The 14,225-nt window shown below is 70.1% G+C and carries 15 protein-coding genes and 1 pseudogene; 6 read left to right on the top strand and 10 right to left on the bottom strand.

Annotated elements, in window-relative coordinates; genetic code table 11:
• The first annotated feature begins 2 nt into the window (after window positions 1-2).
• Together AQJ46_RS28260 and AQJ46_RS28265 are read left to right on the top strand one after the other, a co-directional pair.
• A complete protein-coding gene (locus AQJ46_RS28260) occupies window positions 3-998 on the top strand; it encodes an alpha-ketoacid dehydrogenase subunit beta (protein WP_059208240.1) in 996 nt (331 codons plus the stop codon).
• 10 nt (window positions 999-1,008) lie between these two features.
• Complete coding sequence (locus AQJ46_RS28265; protein WP_059208241.1) at window positions 1,009-2,442, top strand: dihydrolipoamide acetyltransferase family protein; 1,434 nt, start codon at window positions 1,009-1,011, stop codon at window positions 2,440-2,442.
• 76 nt (window positions 2,443-2,518) lie between these two features.
• Here the strand turns inward: AQJ46_RS28265 and AQJ46_RS28270 are convergent, their stop codons facing one another.
• The gene (locus AQJ46_RS28270) at window positions 2,519-3,418 is read right to left on the bottom strand and encodes a D-alanyl-D-alanine carboxypeptidase family protein (protein WP_225887409.1); all 900 of its coding nucleotides are present in this window, start codon (window positions 3,416-3,418) and stop codon (window positions 2,519-2,521) included.
• A gap of 209 nt (window positions 3,419-3,627) precedes the next feature.
• Between AQJ46_RS28270 and AQJ46_RS28275 the strand changes: the two genes are divergently transcribed.
• Entirely contained in the window at window positions 3,628-4,278 is a 651-nt protein-coding gene (locus tag AQJ46_RS28275) for a GntR family transcriptional regulator (RefSeq protein ID WP_059208242.1), read from the top strand.
• Between the two features lie 62 nt (window positions 4,279-4,340).
• Entirely contained in the window at window positions 4,341-5,588 is a 1,248-nt protein-coding gene (locus AQJ46_RS28280) for an MFS transporter (RefSeq protein WP_059208243.1), read from the top strand.
• Window positions 5,589-5,678: 90 nt separating this feature from the next.
• On the opposite strand, the gene AQJ46_RS28285 is transcribed toward AQJ46_RS28280, so the two are convergent.
• Window positions 5,679-6,503, bottom strand: a complete 825-nt coding sequence (locus AQJ46_RS28285; protein ID WP_057608998.1) for a maleylpyruvate isomerase family mycothiol-dependent enzyme — start codon at window positions 6,501-6,503, stop codon at window positions 5,679-5,681.
• A gap of 182 nt (window positions 6,504-6,685) precedes the next feature.
• On the opposite strand from AQJ46_RS28285, the gene AQJ46_RS28290 reads away from it, so the two are divergent.
• Window positions 6,686-7,459 carry a carbon-nitrogen family hydrolase gene (locus AQJ46_RS28290; protein WP_059208244.1) on the top strand — a complete coding sequence of 258 codons (774 nt, stop codon included), beginning with the start codon at window positions 6,686-6,688 and terminating at the stop codon, window positions 7,457-7,459.
• Between the two features lie 12 nt (window positions 7,460-7,471).
• Here AQJ46_RS28290 and AQJ46_RS28295 read toward each other — a convergent pair whose 3' ends face one another.
• From AQJ46_RS28295 to AQJ46_RS28300, 3 genes and pseudogenes are all read right to left on the bottom strand, one after another.
• Complete coding sequence (locus AQJ46_RS28295; protein ID WP_059208245.1) at window positions 7,472-7,969, bottom strand: LURP-one-related/scramblase family protein; 498 nt, start codon at window positions 7,967-7,969, stop codon at window positions 7,472-7,474.
• Window positions 7,966-8,248 (bottom strand): annotated as a pseudogene (locus AQJ46_RS57350) (AraC family transcriptional regulator); the annotation flags it as partial. The pseudogene AQJ46_RS57350 and the gene AQJ46_RS28295, both read right to left, overlap by 4 nt.
• Window positions 8,209-8,559 (bottom strand): hypothetical protein, encoded by a 351-nt coding sequence (locus AQJ46_RS28300; RefSeq protein ID WP_059208246.1) that lies wholly within the window; start codon window positions 8,557-8,559, stop codon window positions 8,209-8,211. The pseudogene AQJ46_RS57350 and the gene AQJ46_RS28300, both read right to left, overlap by 40 nt.
• A gap of 161 nt (window positions 8,560-8,720) precedes the next feature.
• Here AQJ46_RS28300 and AQJ46_RS28305 point away from each other — a divergent pair, with 161 nt between their 5' ends.
• The gene (locus AQJ46_RS28305) at window positions 8,721-9,554 is read left to right on the top strand and encodes a PIG-L family deacetylase (protein WP_059208367.1); all 834 of its coding nucleotides are present in this window, start codon (window positions 8,721-8,723) and stop codon (window positions 9,552-9,554) included.
• A gap of 73 nt (window positions 9,555-9,627) precedes the next feature.
• Here the strand turns inward: AQJ46_RS28305 and AQJ46_RS56310 are convergent, their stop codons facing one another.
• The 5 genes from AQJ46_RS56310 to AQJ46_RS28325 form a co-directional block, all read right to left on the bottom strand.
• Window positions 9,628-9,786, bottom strand: coding sequence for a hypothetical protein (locus tag AQJ46_RS56310; protein WP_167368232.1), 159 nt, complete (start codon window positions 9,784-9,786; stop codon window positions 9,628-9,630).
• A gap of 28 nt (window positions 9,787-9,814) precedes the next feature.
• A complete protein-coding gene (locus AQJ46_RS28310; RefSeq protein ID WP_059208247.1) occupies window positions 9,815-10,855 on the bottom strand; it encodes a glycosyltransferase in 1,041 nt (346 codons plus the stop codon).
• 262 nt (window positions 10,856-11,117) lie between these two features.
• Window positions 11,118-11,369 carry a DUF6458 family protein gene (locus tag AQJ46_RS28315; RefSeq protein WP_057608993.1) on the bottom strand — a complete coding sequence of 84 codons (252 nt, stop codon included), beginning with the start codon at window positions 11,367-11,369 and terminating at the stop codon, window positions 11,118-11,120.
• A 66-nt stretch (window positions 11,370-11,435) separates the two neighbouring features.
• Window positions 11,436-12,755, bottom strand: coding sequence for a M18 family aminopeptidase (locus AQJ46_RS28320; RefSeq protein ID WP_057608992.1), 1,320 nt, complete (start codon window positions 12,753-12,755; stop codon window positions 11,436-11,438).
• A 209-nt stretch (window positions 12,756-12,964) separates the two neighbouring features.
• Window positions 12,965-14,209: an ABC transporter permease gene (locus AQJ46_RS28325; RefSeq protein WP_057609448.1), complete on the bottom strand. Its 1,245-nt coding sequence runs from the start codon at window positions 14,207-14,209 to the stop codon at window positions 12,965-12,967.
• Between the last annotated feature and the right edge of the window lie 16 nt (window positions 14,210-14,225).

Consider the following 14,225-nt stretch of genomic DNA (forward strand, 5'->3'; position numbering starts at 1 on the left):
TCATGGCAGCGGAACACGTGACATCCACGAACATGGCACTGGCCAAGGCGATCAACGAGTCGCTCCGGCGCGCCCTGGACACCGACCCCAAGGTCCTCGTCATGGGCGAGGACGTCGGCAAGCTCGGCGGCGTCTTCCGCGTCACCGACGGCCTCCAGAAGGACTTCGGCGAGGACCGGGTCATCGACACCCCGCTCGCCGAGTCCGGGATCGTCGGCACCGCGATCGGCCTCGCCCTGCGCGGCTACCGCCCGGTGGTGGAGATCCAGTTCGACGGCTTCGTCTTCCCGGCCTACGACCAGATCGTCACCCAGCTCGCGAAGATGCACGCGCGCTCGCTGGGCAAGGTCAAGATGCCCGTCGTCGTCCGCATCCCCTACGGCGGCGGCATCGGCGCCGTGGAGCACCACTCGGAGTCCCCCGAGGCGCTCTTCGCGCACGTGGCGGGCCTGAAGGTGGTCAGCCCCTCCAACCCCTCCGACGCGTACTGGATGATGCAGCAGGCCATCCAGAGCGACGACCCGGTGATCTTCTTCGAGCCCAAGCGCCGGTACTGGGACAAGGGCGAGGTCAACACCGAGGCGATCCCCGACCCGCTACACAAGGCCAAGGTGGTCCGTGAGGGCACCGACCTGACCCTCGTCGCGTACGGCCCGATGGTGAAGCTCTGCAAGGAGGTCGCCGACGCGGCCGCCGAGGAGGGCAAGTCGCTGGAGATCCTGGACCTGCGCTCGGTCTCGCCCCTGGACTTCGACTCGATCCAGGCCTCGGTGGAGAAGACCCGCCGTCTGGTCGTGGTGCACGAGGCGCCGGTGTTCTTCGGTTCGGGCGCGGAGATCGCCGCGCGGATCACGGAGCGCTGTTTCTACCACCTGGAGGCCCCGGTACTCAGGGTCGGCGGCTACCACGCCCCGTACCCGCCGGCCCGCCTGGAGGAGGAGTACCTGCCGGGCCTGGACCGGGTACTGGATGCCGTCGACCGCTCGCTGGCGTACTGAGGAGAGGGTCGTGACGACGATGACGGAAGCGTCCGTGCGCGAGTTCAAGATGCCCGACGTGGGCGAGGGGCTCACTGAGGCCGAGATCCTCAAGTGGTACGTCAAGGCAGGGGACACGGTCACCGACGGCCAGGTGGTGTGCGAAGTGGAGACGGCCAAGGCGGCCGTCGAACTGCCCATCCCCTACGACGGGGTGGTGCGCGAGCTGCGCTTCCCCGAGGGCACCACGGTGGACGTGGGCACGGCGATCATCGCGGTGGACGTGGCGGGCGGTGCCCCCGCGGCCCCGGAGACGCCGGCCGAGGCGCCGGAAGCCTCCGCGGCTCCCGATGCCTCGGAGGCTCCCGAGAAGAAGCCGGAGGGCCGTCAGCCGGTCCTGGTCGGCTACGGCGTGGCGGCCTCCTCGACCAAGCGCCGGCCCCGCAAGGGCCCGGAGGTCCCGGTCCAGCAGGCGTCGGTCGCGATCCAGACCGAACTGAACGGCCACGGCCCGGCCTCGACGAGCCCGGCCGCCACAAGCCCGGCCGCCACCGTGCAGCCCCGCCCGCTGGCCAAGCCCCCGGTCCGCAAGCTGGCCAAGGACCTCGGCGTCGACCTCACCACGGTGACCCCGTCCGGCCCGGACGGCATCATCACCCGCGAGGACGTCCACGCGGCGGCGACCCCGGCCGCGGCGCCCGCGCCTTTGGTGGCGCAGGCCCCGGTCACTGCCCCGGTGGCACCCACCGCGTCGTACGACGCGGCCCGCGAGACCCGCATCCCGGTCAAGGGCGTCCGCAAGGCGACGGCCGCGGCCATGGTCGGTTCGGCGTTCACGGCCCCGCACGTCACGGAGTTCGTGACGGTGGACGTGACCCGCACCCTGAAACTGGTCGAGGAGCTCAAGCAGGACAAGGATCTGCAGGGCCTGCGGGTGAACCCGCTCCTGCTGATCGCCAAGGCCCTGCTGGTCGCGATCAAGCGCAACCCCGACATCAACGCCTCGTGGGACGAGGCGAACCAGGAGATCGTCCTCAAGCACTACGTCAACCTGGGTATCGCCGCGGCCACCCCCCGTGGCCTGATCGTCCCGAACATCAAGGACGCCCACACCAAGACCCTGCCGCAACTGGCCGAGTCCCTGGGCGAGCTGGTGGCGACGGCCAAGGAGGGCCGTACCTCGCCGGCCGCGATGCAGGGCGGCACCGTCACCATCACCAACGTCGGCGTCTTCGGCGTCGACACCGGCACCCCCATCCTCCCGCCGGGAGAGGCCGCGATCCTCGCCGTCGGCGCGATCAAGCTCCAGCCCTGGGTCCACAAGGGCAAGGTGAAGCCCCGCCAGGTCACCACCCTCGCGCTGAGCTTCGACCACCGTCTGGTGGACGGCGAGTTGGGCTCCAAGGTCCTGGCCGACGTGGCCGCCGTCCTGGAACAGCCGAAGAAGCTGATCACCTGGGCGTGATCTGCCCGCGGTGGACACGGCGTCCCACGCTGAAGGGGCCCGTCGCTTCCGGCGACGGGCCCCTTCGCGGTCGGCGTCAGCTGATCTTCGCGTAGCCGTAGTTGATGAGCTTCTTCACGTCGGTCGTGCGGTTGGCCGCCGAGGAGGCGGTCATGACCGCGCCGATGACGGACTCGCCGTTCTTCGTGGCGGCGAAGACGAGGCAGTACTTGGAGTCGGTGCCCGAGCCTGTCTTGATGCCGAGCGTGCCGTTCCAGCCGAGCAGGGTGTTGGTGTTCGTCCAGGCACCCATGGTGCGGGTGCTGCCGGTCTTGGTGATCGTCTTCGCCGTGTACTTCTTGGTCTTCACGACGGACTTGAAGGTCGAGCTCTTCATCACGTTGCGGGCGAGCAGCGTGAGGTCCTTCGGCGTCGAGGCGTTCGAACCATTGCTTATTCCGTCGAACGAGTCGAACTTCGTGTTCGCCATGCCGAGGCTCCGGGCCGTCGTGTTCATCTTCGCGATGAAGGACTTGGTGCGCGCGGAGACCGTCGAGCCCGAGCCGAACTTGTCGGCGAGGGCCATCGCGGCGTCACAGCCGGACGGCAGCATCATCCCGTAGAGCAGCTGACGGACGGTGACCTTGTCGCCGACGATCAGGTGAGCGGACGAAGCGCCCTTGGAGACGATGTAGTCGCTGTACGCCTTCTTGATGGTGACCTTGGCGTCCAGGTTCAGGTTCGACTGCGAGAGCACGACCTTGGCGGTCATGATCTTCGTGGTGGAAGCGGTGAGCCGCTTCGTGTTTCCCGACTTGCTGAAGAGGGTCGTGCCGGTCGCGCTGTTCATCAGGAATCCGCCCTTGGCGGTGATGGTCGGCGTCGTGAGCGCCTGCGCGGGTGCCGCGGTGAGAGCTCCGGTGGCGAGCACTGCGCCGGTCGTGATGGCGACGGCTGCGGCTCTGCGGACGCGGAGGCCCTTGGTAGCGGTAATCAAGTGAAATACCCCGAATACGGTCGAATGCCCCTGAGTGCGGCCGAGTTGGAGGGGAAGAAAGTGATGCCGCACGTGTGTGACTCGTAACTAGCACACAAGGTTGTGCCCCGGCTGGGGCGGGTGTGGCCTTCACGGACAGGAGTTCCTGTCGAGGTCCGCATGCTGGAACGGGACTCATCATGCGTACGTGTTGTATCTATGATGTGGGCATGAGCATGGCCGTGAAACAGCCGCCCGCCGCCGACCGCGTCTACGCCCACGTCAAGCAGGGCGTCCTGGACCGCCGTTACGAGGGAGGGACCCTCCTTACCGAGGGCGAACTCGGCGAAGCCGTCGGGGTCTCCCGTACACCCGTACGAGAGGCGCTGCTGCGTCTCGAGGTCGAGGGCCTGATCAAGCTTTACCCGAAAAAGGGGGCGCTGGTCCTGCCGGTCTCCGCCCAGGAGATCGCCGACGTCGTCGAGACCCGGCAGCTCGTCGAGGGACACGCCGCCCGCAAGGCCGTACCGGCGTCCCCACAGCTCCTCACGCGCCTCGAGGAACTGCTCGCGCGGCAGAAGGAGCAGGCCGCCGCCGGGGATCTGGCCGGCGCCGCCGTCACCGACCGCTGCTTCCACGCCGAGATCGTCCGCAGTGGCGGCAACGAGATCCTGAACCGGCTCTACGACCAACTCCGCGACCGCCAGCTCAGGATGGGCGTCGCCGTGATGCACGCCCACCCGGACCGCATCACCAAGACCCTCACCGAGCACGAGCAGATCCTCCAGGCCCTGCGCTCCGGTGACGCGGAGGCGGTCGTAGGCCTGATTCACGGGCACGTCGAGTGGTTCTCCCACCTCGCCCGGGGTGAGCTCCGGTGAGCAAGTCCACTCTTCCAGGTGGCTCTGCTGCAGAAGGGGCACCCCCAGGCGGCCGACGCGCTATGGCCGTGTGGGGCATCGGCGTCTCCGTCTACTTCGTCGCGGTCATCTTCCGTACGTCCCTCGGAGTCGCCGGCCTCGACGCTGCCGACCGCTTCCAGGTGAACGCCTCCGCCCTGTCGACCTTCTCGATCCTCCAACTCCTCGTCTACGCGGGCATGCAGATACCCGTCGGCCTGCTCGTGGACCGGCTCGGCACCAAGAAGGTGCTGACGTTCGGCGTGGTGCTCTTCACCGCGGGGCAGCTCGGCTTCGCGTTCTCCCCGTCGTACGGAACGGCCCTCGCCTCGCGCGCCCTGCTGGGCTGCGGCGACGCGATGACCTTCATCAGCGTGCTGCGCCTGGGCACCCGCTGGTTCCCGGCCCGGCGCGGACCGCTGGTCGCGCAGCTCGCCGGGCTCGCCGGCATGGCGGGCAACCTGGTCTCCACACTGGTCCTGGCCCGGCTCCTGCACGGCATCGGCTGGACCCCGGCGTTCGCGGGCAGCTCGCTCGCGGGTGTGGTGGTGCTGGTCCTGCTGCTCCTCTTCCTCAAGGACCACCCCGAGGGGCAGGAGCCGGAGCCGTTCCCGCACCAGGGGGCGGCCTATGTACGGCGGCAGATCGCCGCGTCCTGGCGGGAGCCCGGCACCCGGCTCGGGCTGTGGGTGCACTTCACGACCCAGTTCCCGGCGATGGTGTTCCTGCTGCTGTGGGGCCTGCCGTTCCTCGTCGAGGCGCAGGGGCTGTCCCGGGCGACGGCGGGCGAACTGCTCACTCTCGTCGTGCTGTCCAACATGGTCGTCGGTCTGGTCTACGGCCAGGTCGTCGCCCGGCACCACGAGGCGCGGCTGCCGCTCGCGCTCGGCACCGTGGGGGCGACCGCCCTGCTGTGGGCGGCCACGCTGACCTACCCCGGCGAGCGCGCGCCGATGTGGCTGCTGATCGTCCTGTGCGTGGTGCTCGGCTCGTGCGGACCGGCCTCGATGCTCGGTTTCGACTTCGCGCGTCCGGCGAACCCGCCGGAGCGGCAGGGGACCGCGTCCGGCATCACCAACATGGGCGGGTTCGTCGCGTCGATGACCACCTTGTTCGCCGTCGGTGTGCTCCTGGATGCCACCGACGACAACTACACCGTCGCCTTCTCCTCCGTCTTCGTACTCCAGGCGCTCGGCGTCAGTCAGATCCTGCGGCTGCGCGGGCGGGCGGCCCGACGGGAGCGGGAGCGGCTGGTGGCGAGCCGGGTGGAGACGGTCCACGTGCCCGCCTGACCGGACGCCGCCTGACCGGACGCCGGCTGACCGGACGTCAGCGCATCGGGCTCGCCACCGCCGCACCCGCCGGGACGGACTCCGTACCCGCTACGGCGTCACCGTGAAGTTCCGGAGGATCGCCGACGTCAGTTCCGGGTCGCCCTCCGCCTTCACACGGTCCGCCACCGACTCCAGGGTCACGCGGCCGCAGGCGAGGCGGACGTAGGTCTCCCAGTCGAGGGTGAGGGTGGCGGCGGGGCCGAGGGCGGGGGCGGTCTCCAGGGTGCCGCGGCCCTGGATGTCGACGCGTATGGTGCGCAGGAACTCGATGGGACCGTGGACGTCGAAGACGATCGCCGAGCTGCGGGGGGCGTCGGCCTTGACGGCCACTATGTCGGGGAGCGCTTCGAGCAGGACGTCCCGGGCGATGTGCGCGCCGGGGGAGTCGAGGTTGCCGGGCCGGCCGAGGGCGGTGCGCAGGTCCTGTTCGTGCACCCAGACGTTGAAGGCGTGCTGGCGCATGGAGTCCGCGAGCGTCACTTCGGTGCCCAGCGGACCGCGCACCTTCGTGCCGGGGTCGCGGGAGTCGTTCCGCAGCTGGCGGTTGCGGCGGATGACGACGTACTCCAGCTCGGAGGTCATCTCCGGTGCCGTGTGGTGGCGGCGGACGTCGACCTGCATCTCCATGTACCGCTGGTGGTCGTTGGTGACGTGGAACAGGTCGCGGGGGAGGGTGTGGATGGGGCGCGGGTCGCCCAGCATCTCGCAGTCCAGACCGATGACATGGGACACCACGTCCCGGACCGACCAGCCCGGGCAAGGGGTACGGCGGTTCCACTCTCCCTCCACGAGGGGCGTCACCAGCTCGGATATCGCATCGATGGAGTGGGTCCAGGCGTCGGCGTAGGGCTGGAGGGTGGGATGCAGACTCACGGAACGGGACCCCTCGGCGGTCGGAGCACGGGCTGGTGATGGCGGCGTTGCCAATGGAGGTGGTGGCTGTCGGCGGGTGTCTTGGAACGCTAAGTTACGCTGCTGTGAGGCACCCCGGCAGTGCTTTCGTGTGACGATCGTAGGCCCGTAATGGACGGCTCGAATGCCAGGACGGTGGTAGTGTGCGCGCCTCTCTGATCCAGATCGCCGTGGATGAGGACGAATCGGTCGAATCGCGTCGGCGTCGCGTGGCATCGCTGGTACGGGATCAGGCCGGTGCCGACCTCGTCGTGCTGCCGGAGCTGTGGACCACCGGGGCGTTCGCCTTCGAGGAGTTCGGGAGCGAGGCCGAGCCGCTGGAAGGGCCGACCCACGAGGTCATGGCGAAGGCCGCGAGCGACGCGGGCGTGTGGCTGCACGCGGGCTCGGTCCCCGAGCGGGCCCCTGACGGCACCCTCTACAACACCTCCCTCCTCTTCTCGCCCTCCGGTGAACTGGCCGCCTCCTACCGCAAGATCCACCGCTTCGGTTTCGACAAGGGCGAAGCCGTGCTGATGGGCCGGGGCGAGGACCTGGTGACGGTCCGTCTGCCGGAGACGACCGTCGGCGTCGCCACCTGTTACGACCTCCGTTTCCCCGAACTCTTCCGCGGTCTCGTCGACGCGGGCGCCGAGACCCTGGTGATCCCGGCGGGCTGGCCGGAGCGCCGCCGGGCGCACTGGACGCTGCTGGCCCGGGCGCGGGCGGTCGAGAACCAGGCGTTCGTGCTCGCTTGTGGAACGGCCGGGACGCACGCGCGAGTTCCACAGGCAGGTCACTCGATCGTGGTGGATCCGTGGGGCGAGGTCCTCGCGGAGGCGGGCGCCGACGAGGAGATCCTCACGGTGGAGTTCGACCCGGGAAAGGTGTCCGTGACCCGGGAGCAGTTCCCGGCCCTGAAGGACCGGGTGCTCTGAGACCTCAGCGGGTCAGTCGTCCTCCCGCTCCTTCTCGGCGAGGTGGATCACGCACACCGCCACCGCGATGAGCAGCGCCGGGTCCGCGTCGTCCCGCACGATGTCGACGCCGTAGGTCTCCCGCACGTGCAGCCACCTGCGTGAGACCACCGCGAGCAGCTCACCGTCGTACTCGACGGCGAACTCCCGGTCGAGGATCTTGCCGCTGACGTCGAGTTCGGTACTGCCGTCGGCGAGGGCCACCCGGTAGTGGTTGCGCAGCAGCGACAGGCGTTTCCGCTTGATCGTCGCCAGCGGCTCGCCGTCCCGTTCGATCAGCATGGTGTCGCGCAGGGCGAACATCTTCTGGCGGATGTCGATCAAAACCCGCCCGTGGGTGTCCTTCAGCTCGAAGGTGTCCCTGAGGCGCATCGCCTTGCCGTCGACGAGGAACACCTTGTTGCCGTGGTCGTCCTCGATCCAGTAGTCGTCACCGAAGCCGAGGAGCCGGTCGCGTACGAGGAATCTCATGTCGTTACCGCTTCCCCGGCGCCCGCTCCGCAACGCCGCCGGTAGGCCGACGGGCTGAGTCCCGTCGCGCGCGGCACGCGCGCGTGGAGGTTCGCGGCCGTCCCCGGGCCGCTCCTCGCGGCCCTCACGTCCAGCCGCGCTCGTCCGCGCGCTCGAGGATCCGGGCGGGCGCCACGGCCGCGCGCCCGCGAGGCCGGCGACGGTCAGCGGCTCCCCCGGTCGTTCCCGAGCCCACGCGGTCAGCGGGCCCAGCGACTCGTCCCGTACGTCGGGTACGGGTCACTCCACGCACGGCTGCTGCCGAGGCAGCGCCGGGTTCCGTCCAGGAGCCCGAGCCCGTCGCCGTCGAGGCGGCCCAGCCGGTCGCCGAGGTCACGCCCGAGCCGTCGTAGAACCGGAGCCCCAGCCCGTCGTAGAACCGGAGCCGCAGCCGACCGCCCGTCTCCGCGGTGGGCGGCGAGGACGAGCCCGCGGGACACCGTGTCCGCAACCCCGGTCGACGGGATGACCCGCGGAGGGGCCCCGGGATCCTGCGGGGCCACGTCCTCGACGTCCTCCGTGGACACCACGTCCCGCGAGCTGATCTGCACGACGATCCTCGACCCGTACCCGGCGAGCGGCCCGCGCCGGGAACAGTCGGTCCGGCCGGCGCGGTTGCATCGACGAGGGACCGGCGGCATCCGGTCCCCACCGTCGCGGTACGCCCGCCGCGCACTCGGACCAAGACGTGATTCCGCAGGAGGACTTCTTCATGACCGACCGGCCCTTGACGCTCATGGCAGTACACGCCCACCCCGACGACGAGGCCACCGGAACCGGAGGGGTCCTCGCGCGATATGCGGCGGAAGGCATCCGCACGGTGCTCGTGACCTGTACCGACGGCGGTTGCGGTGACGGGCCGGGGGGTGTCAAGCCAGGTGATCCCGGGCACGATCCGGCGGCGGTCGCCCTGCTGCGCCGCCAGGAACTCGAGGCGAGCTGTGACGTCCTGAAGATCAGCGATCTGGAGATGCTGGACTATGCCGACTCCGGGATGATGGGCTGGCCCAGCAACGACGCCCCCGGATCCTTCTGGCAGACCCCCGTGCAGGAAGGCGCGGCCCGACTCGCGGAACTCATGCGGCACTACCGACCTGATGTGGTCGTCACCTACGACGAGAACGGCTTCTACGGCCACCCCGACCACATCCAGGCCCACCGCATCACGATGGCGGCGCTGGAGATGACCGCGTTGACGCCGAAGGTGTACTGGACCACGATGCCCCGCTCGATGATGCAGCGGTTCGGCGAGATCATGCGCGAGTTCCAGGAGGACATGCCGGAGCCGGACCCTGCCGAGACCGCCGCGCTGGCCGAGATCGGCCTCCCCGACGACGAGATCACCACGTGGGTGGACACCACCGCGTTCAGCGGTCAGAAGTTCGACTCGCTGGCCGCGCACGCCAGCCAGGGCGAGAACATCTTCTTCCTCAGGATGGGCAAGGAGAGGTTCGGCGAGTTGATGGGCACGGAGACCTTCGTCCGTGTCCAGGACGCCACCGGAGCGGCCCTACCCGAGAACGACCTCTTCGCCGGCCTGCGCTGATCCGCCCCGTCCGTAAGGAAGGGCGGGCCCGCTTCCCGGGCCCGCCCTTCCCGCTCCGCCTTCAGGCGTGCGGTCACCGCCTCCGCGGAACCAGCTTGAACAGCGCGACCCCCGCCGCCACCAGCGTCGTGGCGGTCACCACCATCGCCATGCTGTTCAGCCACAGCCCGGTCGCCGCGAGCGTGGCACCGCCGGCCCCGGTCGTTCCCGCGCCGATCACTCTTCCGTACATGATGTTTCTCCTTCGAGGGGCGTGAGGGTCACGTGGCCACCCACTTCTCCTCGCTGCGGCGCAACAGGCCCCACAGCGAGGAGAAGTAGACGGCGTGCTGAAAAAGGTCGTAGAGCATCTCGGGGATCATCAGCGCCGCCACCAGCACGGCACGCGGCCCGGCCCGGCGCACGGAGACCGTCTTCTCGACCACGAAGACGAGCCCGATCGCGGTCCAGAAGGGCGAGAAGCCGGGCCAGCCGTACAGCGCGCTGTACGTGACCATGTAGGTCAGATAGACCAGGAAGGACAGCGCGCCGAACCCCATGAGGAACTGCTGCAGGAAGTAGCGGGCAGTGACACGTGTCCAGCCGTAGTCGCGCAGGTTCTCCAGAGCCCCGCGCTGCCACCGCAGCCGTTGGTGCCACAGCTTGCCCAGGGTGGGCATGACCTCGGTGGTGACCGCGCAGCCGGCCGGGGACATGGTCCGGTAACCGAGGGTCTTGACCGCCTTGGTCATCTCATCGTCCTCGGTGAGCGAGGCGAGGCTGTAGTAGGCGTGGCCGCCGCCGAGCACTCCGTCGCGGCGGGCGACGCGCACCTCGCGCAGAACGCGGGCGCGGAACATGGTGCCGGTGCCGGTGAGCACCTGGGCCTTGCCGCCGGAGCGTTCCAGTTCCCAGGCGTAGCGGTGGAACTCCATACGCTGGAGGAGGCCGAGCAGACCGCCGCCGCCCTCGCCGTAGAAGACCCCGCCGACGGCACCGACCTTGCGGTTGAAGGTGCCGATGGCGGTCTCGCTGAACGACGGGTCGAGGACGGTGTCGGCGTCCTGAACCAACAGCAGGTCGCGGTCCTCGAGATGGGGCAGCACCCAGGCGATGGCCTGGTTGAGGGCGCCGGCCTTCTTGTGCGTGTTGCCGTGGGTGGCGAAGACCTGGGCGCCGTGCGCGACGGCGATCTCGGCGGTGGCGTCGGTGCAGTTGTCGGCGACCACGACGATCAGGTCGGGACGCCGGGTCTGCCGCCACAGGCCCTGGATCGCGTCGGCGATGCGGTCCTGCTCGTTGTGGGCCGGTATCAGCGCCACCAGGCGCTGCGGGCCGTCGAATTCGTCGGGTGCGGCGTGCGCGCGGCGAGCGGCATGCCGGTGGGGGCGCGGAGATCTCGGATCAGGCGCCCCGACTGTCGTCGTGGGGTGGAGCACGGGGAGCCCCCGGGTGTGCTGGTGGTTCACGCCCGGCACTGCTGACCCCCCGGGCTCTCAAGGATCCCGAGTCTTCACGACTTTCACACAAACGCACAAGTCAACCCAGATCACAGATTGCTCAAGGTTGTCCTATGAATCCGACTTAAACGCCGTATCCGTCGGAGTATCCGTCCCGTCGTACATGCCGCTCCTCCTCGACGACCGTCGGCGCGGTGGGCGGTACCACCACACGCCGCCGCCGGGCGATGCTGCTGAACGTCGTCACGCCGATCAGTCCCACGATCATCAGGATCACACCGACCAGGTCGAGGTTGACCCCCTGCATGTGCCAGTCGGTGGCGAACGTGAGGATTGCTCCCACGGCGATGAGAATGATGCACCCGCCGAGGCCCATGAGTCGCCTCCCTGTCCGGTCCGGTCGTTCCGGCCCGAACCTGCGGGTACCCCCACTTCCCGCGAACTACCCCTCCAGGAACGCCACCAGAGCGTTCGCCAGCAGATGCGGGTCGTCCGCGCCGCACAACTCCCGGACGCTGTGCATCGACAGGATCGCCACGCCGATGTCCACGGTCTTGATGCCGTGCCGGGCCGCGGTGATCGGGCCGATGGTCGTGCCGCAGGGCATGGAGTTGTTGGAGACGAAGGACTGGAAGGGCACGCCGGCCTTCTCACAGGCGGCGGCCCACACGGCCCGGCCCGAACCGTCCGTGGCGTAGCGGTTGTTGACGTTGACCTTGAGGATCGGGCCGCCGTTGACACGCGGGTGGTGCGTCGGGTCGTGCCGCTCCGCGTAGTTGGGGTGCACGGCGTGCCCGGTGTCGGAGGACAGACAGATCGTCCCCGCGAACGCCCGCGCCCGGTCCTCGTACGACCCGCCGCGCGCGAACACCGAGCGCTCCAGGATCCCGCCGAGCAGCGGCCCGTCGGCGCCCGTGTCCGACTGCGAACCGTTCTCCTCGTGGTCGAAGGCGGCGAGGACGGGGATGTACGGCAGCTCCGAGCCGCCGGCCACCGCGGTCAGGGCGGCCACCCCGGCGTGCACGGACAGCAGGTTGTCCATGCGCGGGCCCGCCACCAGCTCCTTGTCCCGGCCCAGATAGGCGGGCGCCTCCACGGAGTGCGTCATCAGGTCCCAGCCGGTCACCTGACCCGCGCCGAGCCCCGACTCCTCCTCCAGGAAGGCGATCAGGTCACCGTCGCGCACGTCGTTGCCGAGGCCCCAGATGGGCTGCAGATGCCGCTGCTTGTCGAGCTTGAGTCCCTCCGCCGACACCGCGCGGTCCAGGTGGATCGCCAGCTGCGGCACTCGGAGCAGCGGCCGGTCCACGTTCACCAGCCGCGTCGAACCGTCCCGCAGGGTCAGCCGGCCGGCCAGCCCCAGGTCGCGGTCCAGCCAGGAGTTCATCAGCGGCCCGCCGTAGATCTCCACGGCGACCTGGCGCCAGCCGTGCGCCCCGGTGTCGGGAAGCGGCTTGACCCGCAGGTTCGGGGAGTCGGTGTGCGCGCCGACGATGCGGTACGGCGTGTGGGGCGCCGCGCCCTCGGGGACGTACCAGGCGATGATCGCGCCGCCGCGCAGCACGTACTTGCCGCCGCTCCCCGAGGCGGAGGCCCCCGCGGTCTCCGCGTCCCAGGCGTCCGTCTCCGACACCTGGCGGAAGCCGGCCTTCTCCAGCCGCTCGGCGGCGTTCGCCACCGCGTGGTACGGCGTGGGGCTCGCCGCCAGGAAGGTCATGAGGTCGTCGGTGTGGCCGCGGTCGAGGCGGTGGGGTGCGCTCATGGCAGCCACCCTAAGGTGCCGTGCAGCCCTGTCGAGCCGCGGTTCCGTGAAGGAACGCGGTGCCGCGGAGGTGGACTTGATCGGGAAGCGGCGGCCGGGAGGTGTATGCCGTTTTCGCGGACGGGACCGCCCGACCGGGCGCGGCCGGGCACCCGGCACCGCCCCGAGACCTTCCGCGGTGGTCCCGGGGCCGCGGCGGCGAAGCGGCGTCAGCGGCGCAGTGCCTCCGCCGGCTGGATGCGGGCGGCGCGCCAGGCCGGGTAGAGGCCTGCCAGGAGTCCCGTGGCCAGGCCGACGGCCGGGGCGGCGGCGAGGGTGACCGGGTGGACGACCGGGGTCCAGTCCCGTACCACCGCCACCGCGACCACCGTGATCACACCGACGCTGGTGCCGACCAGGCCGCCCAGCGCGCCCAGCGTGCCCGACTCCGTGAGGAACTGGAGCGTGATGTGGCGGCTGCGCGCGCCCAGCGCACGGCGCAGACCGATCTCTCCCGTGCGCTCCAGCACGGCCACCAGAGTCGTGTTGGCGATGCCCACGGCGCCGATGACCAGGCAGATCGCGGCCAGCAGCAGGAAGAGCTGGCCCAGGTCGGAGGTGACCGACGAGCGCAGGGACCTCGGGTCGGGCGGCGGGGTGGCCTTGAGGTACTCGGGGTGGTCCGGCCGCAGCGCGGTCGGTGCCTCGCGGGCCACCTGGGCGGCCGCCCCCGTACTGGTGGCCACGAGCATCTTGGCGCCACCCTCCTCGGGCACACCCCACAGCCGCTCCGCCGTGCTGCTCGGTACGACCACACTCATGAGGAGGTCGGCCTTGCGCTGCACGTCGTCGATGACGCCGATCACCGCGAACGGCTCACCGTCGATGAAGACGGCCGGCCGTGTCTCCAGTGTGGTGATGCCCAGCCGGGCGGCCGTTCCGGAGCCGAGGAGTGCCACCCGGGCCGAGGTGTCCTGCTGGAAGTCGTCGTACAGCCGCCCCTGCGCGAGCGTGGGCAGCGCGGCCTGGAGCGTTCCGGGCGAGGCGGCCAGGATCTGGGCCCGCTCGCCGGTGGCGTCACCGAGCGGGGACGCGCGGACCGTGTCGGTCCCGGTGAGCCGCACCTGCCAGTAGACACCCGCGTGCTGGACGCCGTTCAACGCCTCGATCCGGTCGTCGGCGTCGTCGGGAAAGGCGTAACCGGCGAACTCGTTCTGCTGACGGCCCACGTCCTCGACGGTCACCTCGGTCGCGCTGAGCAGGTCGAAGCGCGAGTCGATCTGCGAGGAGGTGGTGGCCGTCAGACCGAGTACGGCGACGAAGGTGCCGACACCCAGGACGGTGCCCAGTCCGGTGAGCGCGGAGCGCGCGGGCCGTTGCAGCATCCCGGCGAGGGACTCGCCGAACAGGTCGCGGGGGGAGAAGGAGGAGAACGCGGACAGCGAGGGCTCGTGGGAGTGCCGACGGCTTCGCAGCCGGGGCAGTCGTCTT

Origin of the sequence: Streptomyces canus (assembly GCF_001514145.1) — a bacterium.
Taxonomy (GTDB): domain Bacteria; phylum Actinomycetota; class Actinomycetes; order Streptomycetales; family Streptomycetaceae; genus Streptomyces; species Streptomyces canus.